Origin of the sequence: Amphiplicatus metriothermophilus (assembly GCF_900199215.1) — a bacterium.
In the GTDB taxonomy this organism is placed as follows: domain Bacteria; phylum Pseudomonadota; class Alphaproteobacteria; order Caulobacterales; family Parvularculaceae; genus Amphiplicatus; species Amphiplicatus metriothermophilus.
Window position 1 is genome coordinate 194,870 of record NZ_FZQA01000004.1, and the last position, 18,183, is coordinate 213,052.

Annotated in this window: 16 protein-coding genes and 1 pseudogene; 4 read left to right on the top strand and 13 right to left on the bottom strand. The window is 66.9% G+C overall.

Annotated elements, in window-relative coordinates:
* Nucleotides 1-203 precede the first annotated feature (203 nt).
* The 3 genes from CHB64_RS10555 to CHB64_RS10565 form a co-directional block, all read right to left on the bottom strand.
* Complete coding sequence (locus CHB64_RS10555) at nt 204-1,718, bottom strand: tryptophan halogenase family protein (protein ID WP_089412588.1); 1,515 nt, start codon at nt 1,716-1,718, stop codon at nt 204-206.
* 10 nt (nt 1,719-1,728) lie between these two features.
* Nucleotides 1,729-3,243, bottom strand: coding sequence for a tryptophan halogenase family protein (locus CHB64_RS10560; RefSeq protein WP_089412589.1), 1,515 nt, complete (start codon nt 3,241-3,243; stop codon nt 1,729-1,731).
* Nucleotides 3,244-3,381: 138 nt separating this feature from the next.
* On the bottom strand, nt 3,382-6,345 hold the full coding sequence (locus tag CHB64_RS10565) for a TonB-dependent receptor (protein WP_089412590.1): 2,964 nt from the start codon (nt 6,343-6,345) through the stop codon (nt 3,382-3,384).
* Between the two features lie 616 nt (nt 6,346-6,961).
* Here CHB64_RS10565 and CHB64_RS10580 point away from each other — a divergent pair.
* Nucleotides 6,962-8,527, top strand: a complete 1,566-nt coding sequence (locus tag CHB64_RS10580) for a sodium:solute symporter family transporter (protein WP_089412593.1) — start codon at nt 6,962-6,964, stop codon at nt 8,525-8,527.
* A gap of 204 nt (nt 8,528-8,731) precedes the next feature.
* Here CHB64_RS10580 and CHB64_RS10585 read toward each other — a convergent pair whose 3' ends face one another.
* The 8 genes from CHB64_RS10585 to CHB64_RS10620 all read right to left on the bottom strand — a co-directional run bounded on the left by CHB64_RS10585 (nt 8,732) and on the right by CHB64_RS10620 (nt 14,285).
* Nucleotides 8,732-9,151 carry a DUF6491 family protein gene (locus CHB64_RS10585; RefSeq protein ID WP_143266002.1) on the bottom strand — a complete coding sequence of 140 codons (420 nt, stop codon included), beginning with the start codon at nt 9,149-9,151 and terminating at the stop codon, nt 8,732-8,734.
* A gap of 190 nt (nt 9,152-9,341) precedes the next feature.
* Nucleotides 9,342-10,103 (bottom strand): Phenylacetic acid catabolic protein, encoded by a 762-nt coding sequence (locus CHB64_RS10590; RefSeq protein WP_089412595.1) that lies wholly within the window; start codon nt 10,101-10,103, stop codon nt 9,342-9,344.
* Between the two features lie 13 nt (nt 10,104-10,116).
* Entirely contained in the window at nt 10,117-11,190 is a 1,074-nt protein-coding gene (gene paaE / locus CHB64_RS10595) for a 1,2-phenylacetyl-CoA epoxidase subunit PaaE (RefSeq protein WP_089412596.1), read from the bottom strand.
* A gap of 45 nt (nt 11,191-11,235) precedes the next feature.
* Nucleotides 11,236-11,736 (bottom strand): 1,2-phenylacetyl-CoA epoxidase subunit PaaD, encoded by a 501-nt coding sequence (gene paaD / locus CHB64_RS10600; RefSeq protein WP_089412597.1) that lies wholly within the window; start codon nt 11,734-11,736, stop codon nt 11,236-11,238.
* Between the two features lie 6 nt (nt 11,737-11,742).
* Entirely contained in the window at nt 11,743-12,498 is a 756-nt protein-coding gene (gene paaC, locus CHB64_RS10605) for a 1,2-phenylacetyl-CoA epoxidase subunit PaaC (RefSeq protein WP_089412598.1), read from the bottom strand.
* Nucleotides 12,498-12,782: a 1,2-phenylacetyl-CoA epoxidase subunit PaaB gene (gene paaB, locus CHB64_RS10610; protein ID WP_089412599.1), complete on the bottom strand. Its 285-nt coding sequence runs from the start codon at nt 12,780-12,782 to the stop codon at nt 12,498-12,500. Before paaB ends, paaC begins: the two co-directional genes overlap by 1 nt.
* Nucleotides 12,783-12,791: 9 nt before the next feature.
* A complete protein-coding gene (gene paaA, locus CHB64_RS10615) occupies nt 12,792-13,784 on the bottom strand; it encodes a 1,2-phenylacetyl-CoA epoxidase subunit PaaA (protein ID WP_089412600.1) in 993 nt (330 codons plus the stop codon).
* 87 nt (nt 13,785-13,871) lie between these two features.
* Nucleotides 13,872-14,285, bottom strand: coding sequence for a VOC family protein (locus CHB64_RS10620; RefSeq protein WP_159462480.1), 414 nt, complete (start codon nt 14,283-14,285; stop codon nt 13,872-13,874).
* Nucleotides 14,286-14,410: 125 nt separating this feature from the next.
* Between CHB64_RS10620 and CHB64_RS10625 the strand changes: the two genes are divergently transcribed.
* Together CHB64_RS10625 and CHB64_RS15785 are read left to right on the top strand one after the other, a co-directional pair.
* Entirely contained in the window at nt 14,411-14,881 is a 471-nt protein-coding gene (locus tag CHB64_RS10625; protein ID WP_089412602.1) for an aminoacyl-tRNA deacylase, read from the top strand.
* Nucleotides 14,882-14,919: 38 nt separating this feature from the next.
* Nucleotides 14,920-15,501: pseudogene (locus tag CHB64_RS15785) on the top strand (DUF2459 domain-containing protein); the annotation flags it as partial.
* Between the two features lie 84 nt (nt 15,502-15,585).
* Here the strand turns inward: CHB64_RS15785 and pcaF are convergent.
* Together pcaF and paaI are read right to left on the bottom strand one after the other, a co-directional pair.
* Nucleotides 15,586-16,788 (bottom strand): 3-oxoadipyl-CoA thiolase, encoded by a 1,203-nt coding sequence (pcaF, locus tag CHB64_RS10635; RefSeq protein WP_089412603.1) that lies wholly within the window; start codon nt 16,786-16,788, stop codon nt 15,586-15,588.
* Entirely contained in the window at nt 16,781-17,257 is a 477-nt protein-coding gene (gene paaI / locus CHB64_RS10640; RefSeq protein WP_089412604.1) for a hydroxyphenylacetyl-CoA thioesterase PaaI, read from the bottom strand. The genes pcaF and paaI overlap by 8 nt, the downstream gene beginning before the upstream one ends.
* Before the next feature lie 123 nt (nt 17,258-17,380).
* Here paaI and paaG point away from each other — a divergent pair, with 123 nt between their 5' ends.
* The gene (gene paaG / locus CHB64_RS10645) at nt 17,381-18,181 is read left to right on the top strand and encodes a 2-(1,2-epoxy-1,2-dihydrophenyl)acetyl-CoA isomerase PaaG (protein WP_089412605.1); all 801 of its coding nucleotides are present in this window, start codon (nt 17,381-17,383) and stop codon (nt 18,179-18,181) included.
* Nucleotides 18,182-18,183: the final 2 nt, after the last annotated feature.

Sequence of the window (18,183 nt, forward strand, 5' to 3'; positions counted from 1 at the left end):
GCGCAGGACCAAGGGAGGAGGAGGGCCCTGCGTAAACCGTTAACGATGCGCCGGGCGCTGGCGGCCGAAGGCGCAGCCGGCGCGCGCCCGCTCCTGAACCTTTCCATCCGCCTCATCGTTTGCGCTAACAACGGATATTTCATATATGATATCGCTTTCATAAGAGCAATAAAATTCTTTCGCGCCAGGCGAAAACTTCCTCTTCAATGCGCGGCCGCCGCCGCGCAGCTTCGTTCGACGAACGCCGCGTGCTCGGGCATGTCTTTCGCCGTTCGCGCGATGATCGCGCGCATCGTCTCCAGCGTTTTCGCCAGCGGCTCCGTTTCGTGAAGATCGGCGATCGGATCGTTGCGCTCGGGCGTGACGAACTGGCCGAGCATCACCGCGAGCCAGCTCGCGTCCTGAAAGAAGTCGCCTTCGAGCTGCTTCAGCTTTCCATAACGGCGAAAGAGCTCCATCTTTTCCGCGAGACTGTCCGGGATCGGCATATTGCGGCAGTAGCGCCACAGAGGCGAGTCCTCGCGCTCGGTCGCCTTGTAGTGGAGAATGATGAAGTCCCGGATTCGCTCCGTCTCAAGATGATGCAGCCGGTTGTATTCCGCGACGATCATCGGATCGAAGCGCCTGTCCGGAAACCAGCTCGCCAGCTTGGTGAGCGCCGTCTGAATGAGATGGATGCTTGTCGATTCGAGCGGCTCGAGAAACCCGCCGGCGAGTCCGACGGCGACGACGTTCTTCGCCCAGAACGCCTTGCGCCGGCCGGTCCTGAACTTCAGCAGGCGCGGCTCGGCGAGCGCCGGTCCGTCGAGGCCGGCGAGCAGGTCCGCGGCCGCTTCGTCCTCGCTCAGATAATCGCTGACGAACACATATCCTGCGCCGACGCGATGCTGAAGCGGAATGCGCCATCGCCAGCCGGCCCGCCGCGCCGTCGAGCGGGTATAGGGAAGAAGCGGGCCCGCGTTCTCGCACTGGACCGCGACCGCCCGGTCGGCCGGCAGCCAATGCGACCAGTCTTCATCGCCGACGCCGAGCGCCTGACCGATCAGAAGCGCGCGAAAGCCGGAGCAGTCGATGAAAAGATCGCCGGCGATCTCGCGCCCGTCGGCGAGGACGAGCCGGTCGACGAACCCGTCCTCGGCGCGCAGCCGGACGTCCGCGACCTTCCCTTCCACGCGCGTCGCGCCGCGCGCTTCCGCGTAGCGGCGCAGAAAAGCGGCGTAGGCGGACGCGTCGAAATGAAAGGCGTAAGAAAAGGTCGACCAGATCGAGCGCGGGTCTTTCGTCGGCGGACGCTGGAAGCGGCTGCAGCGGGCCGCCGCCGCGCACAGCGAAAATTCGTCGATCGGCGCGGCCTTTCCGGCCAGCCGGCATTTCAGCCAGTACTGATGAAACGGCGCGACGTCGAAATGGTCGCCGTGCCGGCCGAACGGATGAAAGTATCGCGCGCCAAGCCGCCCCCAGTCGACGAACTCGATGCCCAGCTTGAAGGTTCCGTTCGTCGCGCGGAGAAATTCGTTTTCATCCACGCCGAGCAACCCGTTGAAGAGCTGGAGCGGCGGCACCGTCGCCTCGCCGACGCCGATCGTCCCGATCTCCTCGGACTCGACGAGCGTAATGCGGCGCTTTCGCCCCATGACCTTGGCGAGCAGCGCGGCCGACATCCATCCTGCGGTCCCGCCGCCGAGGATGACGATGCTGCGGATGTGCGCGTCGTTCATGGCCGTACCCTCACGCCATGGCCGGCGCGGGACAGGCCCGCTCGAGAAACGCTTCGTGGGTCGGCATCGCCTCTGCGACGCGCCGGATCTCTTCGCGGCGCCGACGCATCCCTTGCGCGAGAACCGCGGAGTCGATCCGGTCGACCAGCGGATCGTAACGTCGGGGCGCAACGCCGCTGCCGAGAAAGATCGCGACCCAGCTCGCCTCGGCGTAGCTTTCCTCCGTCAGCATGGGAACGCGCCCCGTACTGACGAAGACGTCAACCTTGTGTCTGAGCGTATCGGGAAGCGGCGTCGCCGCGCAATCCCGCCACAACGGCGCGTCGCGCCGGCCGGCGGCGCAGTAATGAAGAATCAGGAAGTCTCGCACGCGCGCATATTCGTTCGCCGTGACGCGGTTGTACTCCGCGATCATCGCCGGGTCATAATCAGCATCGGGAAAATATTCGATGAGGCGCGTCAGGCCGTTCTGGATGAGCTGGATGCTGGTCGATTCGAGCGGCTCCAGAAAACCGGCGGCCAGGCCGATCGCGACGCAGTTCTTCGCCCAGAACGCCTTGCGCCGCCCCGCGGCGAACCGCAGCAGGCGCGGCTCGGCGAGCGCCGGCCCTTCGAGATCCGCGAGAAGCGCGGCCGCGGCCTCGTCGTCCGAGACGTGCGCGGAGCAATAGACATAGCCGTTGCCGATGCGATGCCGGAGCGGAATGCGCCAGCGCCATCCCGCCTCTTTCGCGGCCGCGATGGTGTAGGGCGTCAGCGGCCCGCGCCGCGCGCAGGGGATCGCGACGGCGCGGTCGCAGGGCAGCCAGCCGCGCCAGTCCTCGAATCCGACGCCGAGCGCCTCGCCGATCAGCAGCGCGCGAAAGCCCGTGCAATCGACGAAGAAATCCGCCTCGACGCGCCGTCCGTCAGCGAGGACGACGGCCTCGACGAACCCGTCCGCGGCGCGCCGCGCGACGTCGACCACGCGCCCCTCGACGCGCGTCGCCCCGCGCGCTTCGGCGTACTCGCGCAAATACCGCGCATAAAGCGCCGCGTCGAAATGATAGGCGTGCTGATAATAAGGCGCGCTGGAGACAGGGTCTTTCGGCGGCGGCGCGAAGCGGCCCTTGCGCGCCGCGACGGCGGGAAACGAATACGCCTCATGCGATGTTCCGTCTCCCTCCATGCGCAATTTGAGCCAGTGATGATGGGGCGCGATTCCCTCGATGTCTGCGCCGAAATCGCCGAAGCCGTGAAAATAGGCGCAGCCCGGTCCGCCCCAATCGCGGAACTCGATGCCGAGCTTGAAGCTGCCATGCGTCCTGGCGAGGAAGTCGCGCTCGTCGAAGCCGAGCAGTTGATTGAAGAGCCGGATCGTCGGCACGGTCGCCTCGCCGACGCCGACGGTTCCGATCTCCTCCGACTCGACGAGGCGGATGCGCGTCCCGAGCGGGCCCAGCAATCGCGCGAAAAGGGCGGCCGCCATCCATCCGGCGGTCCCGCCGCCGATTATGGCGATTCGCTCGATCCTTTTCCCGTGCATAGGCGGCCCTGATCGCACCATGTCGCCCGCGGCCCGTCAACGCGCCGGCGCGGCCGGACCGAGCCGCGGCCGGTCCGGCCGCGCTTTCGTCCGCATCGTCCCGCGCCGCGCCGGGCGACGGCGGCGCCCGGCGCGCGTTCACAGCTTGAAGCGGGCGATCACCGCGATCCGGCGATCGGTATCGGTCCAGCTGTAACGCGGCGAGAGAGTCTCGTCGCCGACCTGGAGGAACGTGCGCGCGTTCAGAATGTTCGTAGCCTGAACGCCGATCTTGGCGTGCTCGTTGATCGAGTAGAAAATCGACCCGTCGAGCTGGCCGTAATCCTCCCAGAACACCGGCCGGTTGATGTTCGCGGCCGAGGTCGTGAGCAGATAACGCTCGCGCCAGTTATAGGCGAGCCGTCCTTCGATGCCGTACTTCTGATAAAGGCCGGTGATGTTGTAGCTGGTGCGCGAGATCCCTTCGATCGGCAGCGAAGCGTCGGACGCGCCGGCTTCCTGCGCCGGTTCGAACGGATTGAGCGCTTCGTTCGCGCCGCCGTCATTGTCGATGAAGGTGAAGTTCGCCTGCACCCCGAGACCGGAAAGCGGGCCGGGCAGGAAGTCGTAGAACTGCTGATACTGGACCTCGAAGCCCTTGAGCGTGCCCTCTTCGGCGTTGGTCTGGCGCAGCACCTCGAAGGTGAAGGTCTCGCCGCCGAACGTGAACGTCTCCGGCGCGCGCTGGATCACGACATAGTCGGAAATGTCCTTGTAGAAGGCGGCGAAGGCGAGACTTCCGTTCGCGAAATACCATTCGAGGCTGGCGTCGAGATTCGTTGACATGGTCGGCTTGAGCTGCGGCGCGCCCGCCTGGCCGGTGAACTCGGCGTCGGGGTCGAACATGTTGTCTTCGAAGGCGAAAGACAAATTCTCATAAGCGCGAATCTGGCTGAAGCTCGGCCGCACCATGCCGCGCGAGGCCGCCAGGCGCAGCTGCAGCTCGTCGCTTAGCTCGAAGCGTATGTTGAGGCTCGGCAGCGCCTTCGTGTAGCTGTTCGTGAACTCCTGGTATTCTCCGAACTCGGCGTTGAAGGCGTCGATGAACGCCGCCGCGCGCGCGCAGTCGTCCGACGGGTTCGTCGCGCAGGCTTCGCCCAGTCCGCCCGCCGAGCCGCGCCCGGTGCCGGTCGTCTTGGTGTGAACGACGCGCACGCCTACGCCGCCGTCGAAAGGCAGGCCAAACAAGTCGCCTTCGTCGGCGAAACGGGCGACGACATAGCCGGCGTAAGTGTCTTCTCGTTGATCGTTGATGCCGGCGCTGACATTGTCGCCGCGCGGATCGAGCGTCTCGTACGCCTCCTCGGTGAGCGGAACCCAGCCCCAGCCGGAAGTGAGCGTGCTCTCCAGGAAGGAAAAGGCGTGCTGGGTGTCGGTCAGCAATTCCGCTTTCGGGAACCAGCCGACGCCGGGCGTAGCGAGGTCGCCGCGGAAGAAGTTCTCGAAGAAGAACAGCTCGACCTGATCGGGCAGGCCCGGGTTAGGGCCGGCCGGCGCGAGATCCGTCCCGCCCGGCTCGTCCAGAAAAACCGGCCCGCCGCCGCCGGAGCCCCAGAACTGCTGGCTCAACAGGCTCCAGTTGAAGCCGCTCTGGCGGGTGATCGCGCGTTTATCGGTGATGCGTCCGCCGAAGCGGAACGAGCGCAGGAAACCGTCCGTATCAAGATCATATTCGAGGTCGAGACGACCGGCGTAGGAGCGCGCGTCGTTATCCTGAATGTGATCCATCGCAGCCGCCCACCAATAGGCGCTTTTATCCGCCTGAAGGGCGAGGTCCGAGATGGAGATGAACGGATCGTCGCCGTCCGTGTCGAACGTCACGGTCGGGCGCGCGCCCGTCGCGAAGGGCGCGACGCCGAGTTGCGTGAACGCCGTCATGCTCAGCACCTCGGCGCTCGAATCGACATACTGGAAATCGCCGGAGATCGTCCATCGGCTGCCCGGCGCGTAGCGGAAGTTGAACGAGTAATCGCCGGTCTTCGATTTGCGGTCGCCGATGCGCGTGTCGTAGGTCAGCGACGCGCCCGGGATTTCGCCGGCGATAAGCACGCCGTCGTCGTCGAACTGACCGTTGACGACATCGGACGGGAGCAGATCGCCCGTCGAAGCGCCGTTGACGAGCACGGCGCGCTCCACGTCGAACGGGCTCGCGGTCGCATAAAGCGCTTCAAAGGTGAACAGAAGATCCTCATTCGGCGCCCACTGGACGGCGCCGCTGAACGCCTTGCGGTCCTGCTCCCAGTCGATCCGCCGGAAACCGAGACCGGTGGGATAGAGATTGCCGTCGTCGCGCAGCTCGAACCGGCCGAGCTGGATGGCGTCGGTGCGGTTGCCGATGTCGGCGATGCTGGCCGAGAACAGAAAGCCCAACTCGCCGGCGCCCGTCTCCCAGCGGTCGGACACGATCGCGCTGCCGGAGACGAAGCCTTTGCTCAGAAGGTCGGCGTAGTTGTAGTCGATCGTGCCCGCGACGAGCCGGCCGTCCTGATCGAAGGGCTTGCGCGTGCGCAGATTGACGATGCCGCCGATCCCGCCTTCGATCTGCTCGGCGGAGGGGTTCTTGTAAACGTCGACGCCGGCCAGAAGGTCCGCCGAGACGTCCTCGAAGCTCAGGCTCCGCCCGTTGGAGGCGGAAAAGATGTCCCGGCCGTTGGTTTCGGTGCGCACCCAGCGAAGGCCGCGCACGAAGACGCCCCCGCCCTCGGACGACAGGCGCGCCGGGTCGCGGTTTTCGTTGGTGCGCTGAAGCTGGATGCCCGGGATCCGCTGCAGGGCCTCGGCCACCGAGCGGTCCGGCAGCGCGCCGATGTCCACCGCCGTGAGCGCGTCGATGACTTCCTCGGCCGTCCGTTTGCGCTCCGTGGCGCTTTCGATGGAGCGGCGGATGCCGGTGACGACGATAGTGTCGCCTGTCTCCTCTTCCCCTTCGCTCGCGCCGTCCTGCGCCCAGGCCGCGCCGGGCGGGCAGATCTGCGCGCCGATGGCGAAGGCGCCGAGCGCCAGAACCGACGCGCCGTTCTTCAAGGCTCTGTTTACGGATGATTTCCGGGTGCGCAGTCTCATTGGTTTCTCTCTCCCTGCCGGCCCCGCTCGGGGCGCGCATCTCTCCCGCCGATCCGAGCGCGCGCTGCGGTTCGGGGCCTCTCACGCCTGTTTTTCGCCGAGGCGCTTGGCCTCGCGCTTACCGTCGTCGTTTGAAACGGGGCTGGACTGATCCGGGCGAACGCTTCTCAGTCATCAGTTCCTCCCGCCTGGTCGTTTTTTCGAAAGCGCCGGACTTCGCCCGACCGCGCCCTCTCCTTTTGATGGGCTCCCGGCGCGCGAGCGCGCCGGCGGTCCCGCGCGAATAAGAAAAGAAATTTGCATATTTTGAAAGTGTTTTTATGATTGAAACCATCAGACGCCTGTCTGATGTTGCGCAAAAACAACAATCGTCGAACCGCCGGGCCGCGACGTCGTTCGGCGGGCGGAGGAAACGCCGGAGCCGTCATGCGAAACGAAACCGCCCGCCGCCCTTATTCCCGACGGCGCTTCGACGCGGCAGGCGCGCGCTTTCGCCGACCCGGCCGGCTTGCGGGGCGCGGGCTTTCGCCGGATCATCCGTACGCTTCTCAGCGATCGGCGCGGGCGGACCATCAACCGGAAAACCAAACCGAACGGACAGGAGGGGGGCGGCAGGATGGGCCTTGTTTCGCTCGATTATGCGATCGTCGGCGCTTACGCCGGGCTGCTGATCGCGATCGCCACGATCGTCTCGCGCCTGCAAAAAGGCCGGCGGCGCGATTCGTCCGACTACTTCCTCGCCGGGCGCGCGCTGCCCTGGTGGGCGATCGGGGCCTCGCTCATCGCAGCGAACATCTCCGCCGAGCAGGTCATCGGCATGTCGGGCTCGGGCTACGCCATCGGCCTCGCCATCGCCTCCTATGAATGGATGGCCGCGGCGACGCTGCTCATCGTCGGCAAATATTTTCTGCCGATCTTTCTGGAAAAGCGCATCTACACGATGCCGCAGTTCCTCGCCGAACGGTATGACGGCGCGGTGCGGACCGTGATGGCCGTGTTCTGGCTGGGCGTGTACACCTTCGTCAACCTGACGTCCGTGCTCTGGCTCGGCGCGCTGACGATCAATACTTTGACGGGGCTCGATCTTACGCTGGGCCTCCTGGCGCTGGCCGCCTTCGCGCTCGCCTATTCCCTGTATGGCGGGCTCAAGGCCGTCGCGCTCACCGACGTCATTCAGGTGGCGATGCTGGTCGCCGGCGGGCTGCTCATCGCCTGGCTGTCGCTCGACGCGGTCGCCGGCGGGGCGAGCCCCGTCGCCGGATTCGCGGAGCTCCTCCGCCGCGCGCCGGAGAAGTTCGACATGATTCTCTCGCGCGACGATCCGAACTGGCGATTCCTGCCGGGCCTATCCGTCCTGCTCGGCGGCATGTGGATCATGAATCTGAGCTATTGGGGCTTCAATCAGTACATCATCCAACGCGCGCTCGCGGCCAGGTCGCTCGCCGAAGCCCAGCGCGGGGTGGCGTTCGCCGCTTTCCTCAAGCTGCTCGTTCCCGTGCTGGTCGTGCTGCCGGGCATCGCCGCCTTCGTCCTCGAGCCTGATCTCGGCAAGGCCGATCTCGCCTATCCGACCATGATGGGGCTCGCGCCCGCCGGCGTCAAAGGACTCATTTTCGCCGCGCTCGTCGCCGCCATCGTCTCTTCTCTCGGCTCGATGATGAACTCGATCGCCACGATCGTGACCATGGACCTGTTCAAGGCGCTTCGCCCCGCCGCCGGCGAGCGCGCCCTCGTGGCCGTCGGCCGCATCGCCGCTTTTTCCGCGCTCGCCGTCGCCGTCGCCGCGGCCCGGCCCCTGCTCGGCAAGGCCGAACAGGCGTTCCAATTCATTCAGGAGTTCACCGGCTTCTTCACGCCGGGAATCGTCGTGCTGTTCGTCCTCGGCATGTTCTGGAAGCGCGCGACCGCCTTCGCCGCCCTCGCCGCCGCCATCGGCTCGGCGGCTTTCTCCCTCGCCTTCAAGATCTGGGCGCCGGAGATTCCGTTCATGAACCGCGTGGGCTACGTATTTCTTCTGTGTACGGCGCTGGCGATCGCGGTTTCATTTCTGTTCGCGCACAAGCCCGTCCACGACAAAGCGATCCGCCTCGACGCCGTCCGCTTCGAAACCGGGGCGGGCTTCAACATCTGCGCCGCGGCGATCGCGGCGATCCTGATCGTGCTATACTGGCGCTTCTGGTGAGGAAAAGGGAACGAGGAGCTCCTGCGATGACCATGCGAAACGCTTTCCTGGCGATCATGGCCGCCATAGCCGCATCGCTCTGCCCCGCGGGGCGCGCCGGCGCGCCGAGGGGAGGCCGCCGGCCGCGCCGCGTTTTCGCTTACCATTGAGCCGCCTTCCTATCGCGTCTTCAAAATCGAGCGATAGGCCGGCGGGCGCAACGTCTCAGGCGGCTTCTTCGGTTTCTTGCGCCTCGTCGGGCAGACGCTCCAGCCGCTCGAATTCTCCGAGGCGGCAGAAGCCGGCCGTGATGCCGCTGGAGCTGTCGACCACGGTCAGGCGGTCGTTCTTGCAGATCTGCGAGCCCCAGGCCTCGCGCTTTACGTAATAAAAGGGGCTGTCGAGATTGTTGCAGCGCCCGCTTAGGCGATTGAGATAATGCCGCTTGCCCGCGCGAAACAGGATCTGCGTCTCGTCGATCGGCGTCATCTGATCGGCCGAGCCGAAGCCGCTGATGCAGTCGACGCGCTCGCCCGTTTCCTTGTATTTGGCGAGCGCGGTTTCCTTCGCCGCCTTCTCGCCGCCGAACGCAGCCGAGGCCGCGCCGAAAAGCATGGTCGAAATCAAAACGAGCCGGAGTCGCATGATAGCCTCCTCATCCGTATGCTGCATTGCAGCGAAGCCTCCCCGGCGCGCCCGCGCCCGTTGAATATATGCGGCAAATCGCGGCGTCATTGTGGCGGTCGCCCCGCCGCTTCGCCGGACGGGATTGCAGGCGACGATGTTTATATAGGGAGCCGCCAAGATATAGGGAGCCCCCGAGCGCGAAGCGGCTTCACCCGTCCGTCAGGGCGCGCTCGATGATCGGGCGGACCGCCGACCGCCATTCCTCGCGCAAAGCCTCGTTCGGCGTATGGCGCAGGCCGAAGCGTTTGAGCAGCGCGAAGCGCGGCGAGTCCGGCGCGCCGAAAGTCGCATCCACGCGCGGGCGCCAGTATTCGACCGAACGCCGGATTTCGCGGCGCGCCGCCGGTCCGCCGCGGGCGATCTTCTCCAGGCCCTCTTCGCCCAGTTCGGCGTGGCGGCGCTCGCGCGGCAGGATCGCCGCGAAAACCTCCGCCAGCGGCTGATAGGAGCCGCGCGCGAGCTCGCCGAGCTGAATGACGGTCGCGCGGCCCATCAGCACGTTCATGACGACCGCGTCCGTCCAGCCTTCGAGCGGATAATGAAAGACGTTGAGCCGCATGTCGCCGCCGCGGCGGCGCGCGCCGATGTCTTCCTCGCGGGCGATGCGCGCCGCCCAAGGATGCACGTTCTCGTAGCGTTCGATATTGGCGCCGAAATCTCCCATGATCGCCAGCACGCGCGCGGCGTGATCGAGCTTTTCGAGCACGATGCGCGCGGCGGCGATGCGCTCCTTGACGCCGGGGCCGTCATTGACGAGGTCGGCGAAGCCGGCCGCGCCCGCGAGCGCCGAATCGACGAAGCTCGCCATCTGCCGCATCAGCTCGGCCCGGTAGCGCGGCGGCGCGTTGTCAGGCGCGGTGATCTTTCCGCCGCGTTCGAGATAATCGAGAAGGCCGGTCTCGTCGCTCATGCTGGCCCTCCGTTTACTGATCGTAGTCCACGACCAGCCTGTCGCTCACCGGATAGCTCTGGCAGGTCAGAATATAGCCCCGCTTCACCTCGTAGTCTTCAAGCGCGTAATTGGCCTCCATCTGCGCCTCGCCCTCGATCACCTTCGCCCGGCAGGTCGAGCACACGCCGGCCTTGCAGGCGTAGGGCGCGTCGAGCTTCGCGGCGAGCGCGGCCTCCAGAACCGACTGGCCTTCCTTGGGCATTTCCACCGCGCGCGCCGCGCCGTCGAGGATGATGGTGGCCTGGCAGAGCGCGCCGCGCTTCTCCTGCGCGGACGCGGCGGGCCGGCGCGCCTTGCCAGGCTGGGCGGAGGCGAACAGCTCGAACTTGATGCGCGACTCGGCCATGCCGCGCGCCTTGAGCGCGTCCGCGACCGCGAGCATCATCGGCTCCGGTCCGCAGATGAAGGCGTAGTCGGCGTCCTCGACCCGCACCCAGCGGGCGAACAGGGCCTCGCACTTTTCCCGGTCGAGCCGGCCGGAAAACAGGTCGATGTCGGGCGCCTCGCTTTCGAGAATGTGGATGACGCTGAGCCGGCCCATATGGCGGTTCTTGAGCTCCTCCAGCTCCTCGCGGAACATGATCGCGTTGGCCGAGCGGTTGCCGTAGACGAGCGTGAAGCTCGATTTCGGCTCCTCGGCGAGCGCGGTCTTGATGATGGAGATGACCGGCGTGATCCCGCTGCCGCCGGCGAAGCCGAGATAATGGCGCGCCTCCTCCGGCGCGAGCGGAACGTGAAAGTTGCCGGCCGGCTTCATCGCTTCGAGCGTATCGCCGACCTTCAGCTCTTCGTTCGCCCAGGTCGAGAACCATCCGCCCTCGACTTTTTTAATCCCGACGCGCAGCACGCCCTCGTTGCGCGCGGCGCAGATTGAATAGGAGCGGCGCAGCTCCTCGCCGTCGAAGGCGCGGCGGAAAGTCAGGTACTGGCCCTGAATGAACCGGAACTCTTCGGCGTGCTCCGGCGGCGGCGCGAGCGTGACGACGACGGAGTCGCGCGTCTCGCGGCGGATGTCGGTCACGCGAAGGGGAAAGAACCTGGCCATTGGCGCTCCGAACCGCGGCGCCCGATCGGCGCCCCTATCTTGGAATCAGAAGCTCTTGAAATAATCGAACGGTTCAAGACAATCCTTGCAGCGCCAGCTCGCCTTGCAGGGCGTCGAGCCGAAGCGGCTGATTTCCTCCGTATTCGTCGAGCCGCAGCGCGGACAGGCGATGCGCGCCCCAGCGGCTTTCGCGGCGCCGGCGCAGACCGCGCCTTCGGGCGGGGCGATTCCATAGGCGCGCAGCTTCTCGCGACCTTTCTCGCTGATCCAGTCCGTCGTCCAGGGCGGGACCAGCCGGGTTTCGATCTTCACGTCCGCGATCCCGCGCCGGCGCAGCATGGCCTCGACGTCGAGCGCGATCACAGACGTCGCCGGACAGGCCGAATAGGTCGGCGTAACGGTCACGATCAGCGTCTCGCCGCGCCATTCGACGGCGCGCACGATTCCAAGATCGACGACGGACAGGACGGGAATTTCCGGGTCCGGCGCGTCCTCCAGCCACCGCCATATGTCGCCTACGGATGGTTTTGTTGGCGCTTCAGCCATAAGCCCTCACCATGTCGCGCCGGGATAGGCCCGCTGGAGCCATTGCATCTCGGCGAGAACATAGCCTAGCGCTTCGGTATGCAGGCCCTGTTTGCCGCCCTTGCGCACGGGCGCGTCCTTCGGCGGGACCAGCGTCGCCTCCTCGAGCGCGGGCTCGACGAAAGCCGTCCATTTCTTCGCGATGTCGGCGAGATCGGGAATGACGCCTTCCCCCGCGAGCCGCGCTTCCGTCTCGTCGGCCGCCAGGAGCTCGCCGGCGAAGGGCCATAAGAGATCGAGCGCGGTCTGCATCCGCCGGCGGCTTTCCTCCCCGCCGTCGCCCAGACGGATCACCAGATCCGCCGACCGGTCGCGATGATACGCGGCTTCCTTTGCCGTCTTGGCCGCGATCGCGGCGACGCGTTCTTCGCGCGAGGCCGCGAGCCCTTCGAGCATGGGAACGTGCCAGGCGTCGAACAGGAACTGCCGCATCAGGGTCTGGCCGTAATCACCGTTCGGCTGCTCGACGAGCAGGCAGTTGCGGAAGGCGCGCGCGTCGCGCAGGAAGGCGAGCGCGTCGGCGTCGCGGCCCTTTCCTTCGAGCGCGCCTGCAAGGGCGAGCCACAGCTTCGCCTGGCCGATGAGGTCGAGCGCGACGTTCGCCATCGCGATGTCTTCTTCAAGCGCAGGCGCATAGCCGCACCAGGCCGACACGCGCTGGCCGAGGATGAGGCAGTTGTCGCCCATGCGCAGGGCGAATTCTTCAAGCGCGGCGTCGCTCATCACATGTGCCCGACTTCATCGGGAATGTCGTAAAAGGTCGGATGCCGATAAACCTTGTCGTTGGCCGGATCGAACAGCGGGCCTTTCTCCTCCGGCGCGCTGGCTGTGATGTCGACGGCCTTCGCCACCCAGATCGAGACGCCTTCGTTGCGCCTAGTATAGACGTCGCGGGCGTTCTTGATCGCCATTTCCGCGTCGGGCGCGTGCAACGAGCCCACATGCCGGTGGGCGAGCCCGTGCTGGCCGCGGATGAAGACTTCCCACAGAGGCCATTCTTTCGACATGAGGCGCTCCTATTCCGCCGCCATGCGACGCGCTTCTTTCTTGCGCGCGTGCGCCATCAGGCCCTCGCGGAACCAGGCGCCGTCTTCCCAGGCCTTGCGGCGGGCCTCCATGCGCTCGCGGTTGCAGGGGCCGTTTCCCTTGATGACCTCGTAGAACTCGCTCCAGTCGAGCTCGCCGAAATCGTAATGGCCGCGCGCCTCGTTCCATTTGAGATCGGGGTCGGGGATCTTGAGGCCGAGATACTCCGCCTGCGGCACGGTCTGGTCGACGAATTTCTGGCGCAGCTCGTCGTTGGAATTGAGCTTGATCTTCCACGCCATGGACTGGGCGGAATGCACGGACTGATCGTCCGGCGGGCCGAACATCATCAGGGCGGGCCGCCACCAGCGATCGAGCGCGTCCTGCGCCATTTCCTTCTGCTCGGGCGTTCCCCGGCAGAGTTTCATCATGATGTCGTAACCCTGGCGCTGGTGGAAGCTTTCCTCCTTGCAGATGCGGATCATGGCGCGCGCGTAAGGCCCGTAGGAGCAGCGCTGCAAAGGCACCTGGTTCATGATCGCCGCGCCGTCGACCAGCCAGCCGATGGCGCCGATATCCGCCCAGGTGAGAGTCGGATAATTGAAGATCGAGGAATATTTCGCCTTGCCCGACAGCAGCTGCTCCGTCATCTGATCGCGGCTGATCCCGAGCGTCTCGGCCGCGCAGTAGAGATAAAGCCCGTGGCCCGCCTCGTCCTGCACCTTGGCGAGCAGGATCGCCTTGCGCTCGAGGGTGGGCGCGCGGGTGATCCAGTTGCCTTCGGGAAGCTGGCCGACGATCTCCGAATGGGCGTGCTGGGAGATCTGGCGGATCAGCGTCTTGCGATAGCCCTCGGGCATCCAGTCCTTGGGCTCGATCTTCACGTCGGCGTCGATCTTTTGCTGGAAGGCGCGCTCCTCCGGCGCCATTTCCTCCAGGGATTTCACCGGCTTGCCGGTCGATTTCACTTCCTGCGCGTACATGGCCGGCCTCCTGCCGAAACGAGCGCCGAAAGGCCGCGCGCGGCGGCCTATCCCGCGCGTCAGATATATGAAAAGCTGACCGATCGGTCAACTAATTTGAGCCGGCCTCGCGCCCGCCCCGCTTCCCGTGAACAGGGTCGCCGCGTCCACGAAGCAGACGGGGGCGCCGAAGGGGTCGCGAACGTAAAAAAGCCGCTCGCCCCACGGCATGGATTCGATCCGCTCGCTGAGCATTGCCGCGCCGGTCTTCTTCGCCCGCGCGAAGGCGGCCTCGAGATCGTCGACGGCGATATAGACATACTGGTTTTCATGATGGCGCCAGCCCTCGCCGAGCGGATCGCCGTCGGCGGCCGGATCGTAAAGGGCGAGAACGACGCCGCCGAGATCGTAATAACGCCGCCCCGGCGAGACCCGCTCGCCGGACAGGCCGAGAAGCGCATCGTAAAAGGACTGCGCCGCCTCGATGTCGGGAACGGGCAGGATGATTCGATAGAGCCGCATTTTCTTGCCCCTGCGCATCTTCAGGAGCACAATAGTCTCTATCACGGCGGCGATGAACGGGCGCGCCGCGCCCCCGCCAAGGCCTTCGCGCGCCCCTTCCGCCGCTCCATGGCAGGGAGGACGCCATGACCATCGCCAGAAAACTTCAGGAGTATCTGGATCGCGCCGGCGTGCGCTACGACGCCGTCGCGCATCCGCGCACCGCCACGGCGAGCGAAAACGCCGAGGCCGCCCACGTGCCCGGCGACTGCGTCGCGAAGACCGTCGTCGTGCATCATGAGGAGGGCTACGCCCTGGCCGTCGTGCCCGCCAGCCGCCGCGTCGACCTCGCCGCGCTGCAGGAGAAGCTGCGCCGCCGACTCGGCCTCGCCAGCGAAAAGGACATCGACGCCCTGTTCGACGATTGCGACGCCGGCGCCGTGCCGCCCGTGGGCGCCGCCTACGGAGTGCCGACCCTGCTGGACGAGAGCCTCGCCGGCCAGGACGAGGTCTGGTTCGAAGGCGGCGATCACCGCACGCTCGTCCATGTCTCGGGCGAGGACTTCGAGCGGCTGATGAAGGACGCGCGCCGGGAGTCGTTCAGCTATCACGCCTGACGGGCGGGCCGCGCGCCGTCGGGGCGGAGCATCGAGCCATGCGCCAGACCGCGACCCTCCGCCTCGCCTGCCTCGCCGCGCTGTGTCTCGCCGCGGCCTGCGCCTCGCCGCCGGGCCCGCCGCCGTCGCCGGGCGACTGCACGACGGTTCGTCTGTGGTCGAACGGCTGGCACGTCAATCTGGCGATGCGCGCCGAGCTGTTCGCGGAGGATCATCCCGTGCGCGCGCAGTTCCCCGAGGCGCGCTATTTCCTCATCGGCTGGGGGGAGCGCGATTTCTACATGGCCGAGAATGCGGGCTTCTGGAAGGGGCTGAAGGCCGTCATTCCGCCGAGCCCCGCCGTCATGCAGGTCATCGCGAACGATGCGCCCGTGGACGAGACCATCTGGCCGGGCCGCGCGGTCGCGACGCTCGCCCTTTCCGAAACCGGCGCGCGCCGGCTCGCGGAGTCGATCGGCGCGTATGTAACGCGCGACGAGACCGGGGCGCCGATCGTACTGGGGCGCGGGCGCGTCGCGGACAGAAGCGTTTTCCTCGCCGCGCGGGGAAACTTCCACCTTTTCAACATGTGCAATCACTGGACGGCGGCCCGACTGCGCGAGGCCGGCGTCCCCGTCCGTGCACGGATTTCTTTCACCGCCGGCGGCCTCATGGGCGCAGCGAAACGAAAAGCCCCGGCGTCATGCCCTGCGGACGCTGACCGCTCAGACCCGTTCGAGGACGCCCGCGATCCCCTGGCCGACGCCGATGCACATGGCGCAAAGCGCGTATCGCGCCTCGCGCCGGCGCAGCTCCTCCGTCGCCGTCAGAACGAGCCGCGCGCCGGACATGCCCAAGGGGTGGCCGAGCGCGATGGCGCCGCCGTTCGGATTCACATGCTCCGCGTCGTCGGGCAGGCCGAGTTCGCGCAAGGTCGCCAGCGCCTGCGAGGCGAAGGCCTCGTTGAGCTCGATTATGTCGATCTCGTCCAGCGACAGGCCGGCGCGGGCGAGAACCTTCTTCGAGGCCGGCGCCGGACCGATCCCCATGATGCGCGGGGCCACGCCCGCGACGGCGCCGGCGACCACCCGCGCGCGGGGCGAGAGGCCGTACTTCTTCGCCGCGGCTTCCGAGGCGACGACGAGCGCGGCCGCCCCGTCATTGACCCCGCTCGCGTTGCCCGCGGTGATCGTGCCGTCCTTTTTCACGAAGGGCTTCAGCGCGGCGAGCGCCTCGATGCTGGTCGCGCGCGGATGCTCGTCGCGGTCGACGATGACCGGATCGCCCTTGCGCCGGGGGATCACGATGGGCGAGATCTCCGCCGCCAGCCGGCCGTTTTTCTGTGCGGCGGCGGCGCGCTGCTGGCTTCTGAGCGCGAAGGCGTCCTGATCCGCGCGCGAGACGTTGAATTCTTCGGCGACGTTCTCCGCCGTCTCCGGCATGGAATCGATCCCGTACTGAGCTTTGATGACGGGATTGACGAAGCGCCAGCCGATAGTCGTGTCGAAAATCTCGGCGTTGCGCGAAAACGCGGTTTCCGCCTTGCCCATCACGAAAGGCGCGCGCGACATGGACTCGACGCCGCCGGCGACGATCAGGTCGGCCTCGCCCGCCCGGATCGCGCGCGCGGCGATCAGGACGGCGTCGAGCCCCGACCCGCACAGCCGGTTGACGGTCGCGCCCGGAACGGACTCGCCGAGCCCGGCGAGCAGGACGGCCATGCGCGCGACATTGCGGTTGTCCTCGCCGGCCTGATTGGCGCAGCCGAGGATGACGTCGTCGACCGCCTCCCAGTCGACCGACGGGTTGCGCTCCTTCAGCGCGCGGATGGGCGCGGCGGCGAGATCGTCGGCGCGCACCGAGGAGAGCGCTCCCCCGTAACGTCCGATGGGGGTTCGCACCGCGTCGCAGATGAAGGCTTCACTCATGTTCGTCCTCGTTCGTCTCGGCGTTGTCGATGACCGGGCCGCCGACGGCGCGCGACAGTCCCTGAAAAACGGCGACGCGTCGCCCGTCCTCGCCGGTCACGCGCACGACATAGACGCCCGCACGCCCCTCGCCCGCTTCCTCGCGCGCTTCGGCCGTCAGCTTCTCTCCGGCCCGGCCGGGACTAAGAAAAGAAATCGAGGCGGCCTGCGCAACCGTCTTCACATTGCGCGAATTGCACGCCCAGGCGAAGGCGGTGTCGGCGAGCGCGAAGATGACGCCGCCATGGGCGAGGCCGTGGCCGTTTAGCATGTCCGCGCGAAGCCGCAAGGACGCGCGGGCCCAGCCCTCGCCGGCGTCCTCCAGGACGAGATCCCACGCGCGGGACGTGCCCTCCTGCGCATGAAGATGCGCCGCAATGCGGCGCGCCAGCGCGTCGGCGCGGGTTCTGTTCGCCTGCGGGCCGCTCATCGTAGGCGCTCCCATAATTGACCGACCGGCCGTTTGATTATACCCCTTGCCGCCGAAAGGCCAGCGCCGATCCGCGCGGGTTCGGCGCCGCGCCCCTCCTCCCGCATCACGGAGAAGCGAGGCATGTCCGACGCGGCTTTCGAAACGATCCTCTTCCAGATCGAGGCCGGCGTCGCGCGGCTTATCTTCAATAGGCCGGACCGGCTCAACAGCTTCACGGTCAAAATGCATGAAGAGGCCGCCGTCGCCCTCGACCGGATCGAGCGCGACGATTCGGTCCGCGCCCTGCTCATTACAGGCGCCGGGCGCGGCTTCTGCGCCGGCCAGGACCTCTCCGACCGGGCGGTGGCGCCGGGAGCGGACGGCGTCGATCTCGGCGAGTCGCTGGAGAAGCGGTACAATCCGCTCATCCGTAGGCTGACGTCCCTGCCGGCGCCGGTCGTGTGCGCGGTGAACGGCGTCGCGGCGGGCGCCGGCGTCAATATCGCGCTCGCCTGCGACATCGTCATCGCGGCCAAGAGCGCGAAGTTCATCCAGTCCTTCGCCAATATCGGCCTCGTCCCCGACTCGGGCGGCACATGGATTCTCCCGCGGCTCGTCGGCCAGGCGCGCGCGCTGGGCCTGGCGCTGACGGGCGAGCCGATAACGGCCGAACAGGCCGAGGCGTGGGGCCTGATCTGGAAATGCGTCGAGGACGACGCGCTCGCCGAGGAAGCCGACGCGCTCGTCCGGAAATTCGCCGCCGCGCCGACGCGCGGGCTTGCGGCGATCAAGCGCGCCATCCGCGAAAGCTGGACGCGCGCGCTCGACGCCCAGCTCGACGTCGAGCGCGACCTGCAGCGCGCGCTCGGACGCACGGAAGATTACCGCGAAGGCGTCGACGCCTTTCTCAACAAGCGCAAGCCGGAATTCAAAGGCCGCTAGAC

Excerpts from the sequence above, each read along its gene's own strand:
- CHB64_RS10555 (WP_089412588.1), bottom strand. The coding sequence starts at position 1,718 with ATGAACGACGCGCACATCCGCAGCATCGTCATCCTCGGCGGCGGGACC.
- CHB64_RS10560 (WP_089412589.1), bottom strand. The coding sequence starts at position 3,243 with ATGCACGGGAAAAGGATCGAGCGAATCGCCATAATCGGCGGCGGGACC.
- CHB64_RS10565 (WP_089412590.1), bottom strand. The coding sequence starts at position 6,345 with ATGAGACTGCGCACCCGGAAATCATCCGTAAACAGAGCCTTGAAGAAC.
- CHB64_RS10580 (WP_089412593.1), top strand. The coding sequence starts at position 6,962 with ATGGGCCTTGTTTCGCTCGATTATGCGATCGTCGGCGCTTACGCCGGG.
- CHB64_RS10585 (WP_143266002.1), bottom strand. The coding sequence starts at position 9,151 with ATGCGACTCCGGCTCGTTTTGATTTCGACCATGCTTTTCGGCGCGGCC.
- CHB64_RS10590 (WP_089412595.1), bottom strand. The coding sequence starts at position 10,103 with ATGAGCGACGAGACCGGCCTTCTCGATTATCTCGAACGCGGCGGAAAG.
- paaE (WP_089412596.1), bottom strand. The coding sequence starts at position 11,190 with ATGGCCAGGTTCTTTCCCCTTCGCGTGACCGACATCCGCCGCGAGACG.
- paaD (WP_089412597.1), bottom strand. The coding sequence starts at position 11,736 with ATGGCTGAAGCGCCAACAAAACCATCCGTAGGCGACATATGGCGGTGG.
- paaC (WP_089412598.1), bottom strand. The coding sequence starts at position 12,498 with ATGAGCGACGCCGCGCTTGAAGAATTCGCCCTGCGCATGGGCGACAAC.
- paaB (WP_089412599.1), bottom strand. The coding sequence starts at position 12,782 with ATGTCGAAAGAATGGCCTCTGTGGGAAGTCTTCATCCGCGGCCAGCAC.
- paaA (WP_089412600.1), bottom strand. The coding sequence starts at position 13,784 with ATGTACGCGCAGGAAGTGAAATCGACCGGCAAGCCGGTGAAATCCCTG.
- CHB64_RS10620 (WP_159462480.1), bottom strand. The coding sequence starts at position 14,285 with ATGCGGCTCTATCGAATCATCCTGCCCGTTCCCGACATCGAGGCGGCG.
- CHB64_RS10625 (WP_089412602.1), top strand. The coding sequence starts at position 14,411 with ATGACCATCGCCAGAAAACTTCAGGAGTATCTGGATCGCGCCGGCGTG.
- pcaF (WP_089412603.1), bottom strand. The coding sequence starts at position 16,788 with ATGAGTGAAGCCTTCATCTGCGACGCGGTGCGAACCCCCATCGGACGT.
- paaI (WP_089412604.1), bottom strand. The coding sequence starts at position 17,257 with ATGAGCGGCCCGCAGGCGAACAGAACCCGCGCCGACGCGCTGGCGCGC.
- paaG (WP_089412605.1), top strand. The coding sequence starts at position 17,381 with ATGTCCGACGCGGCTTTCGAAACGATCCTCTTCCAGATCGAGGCCGGC.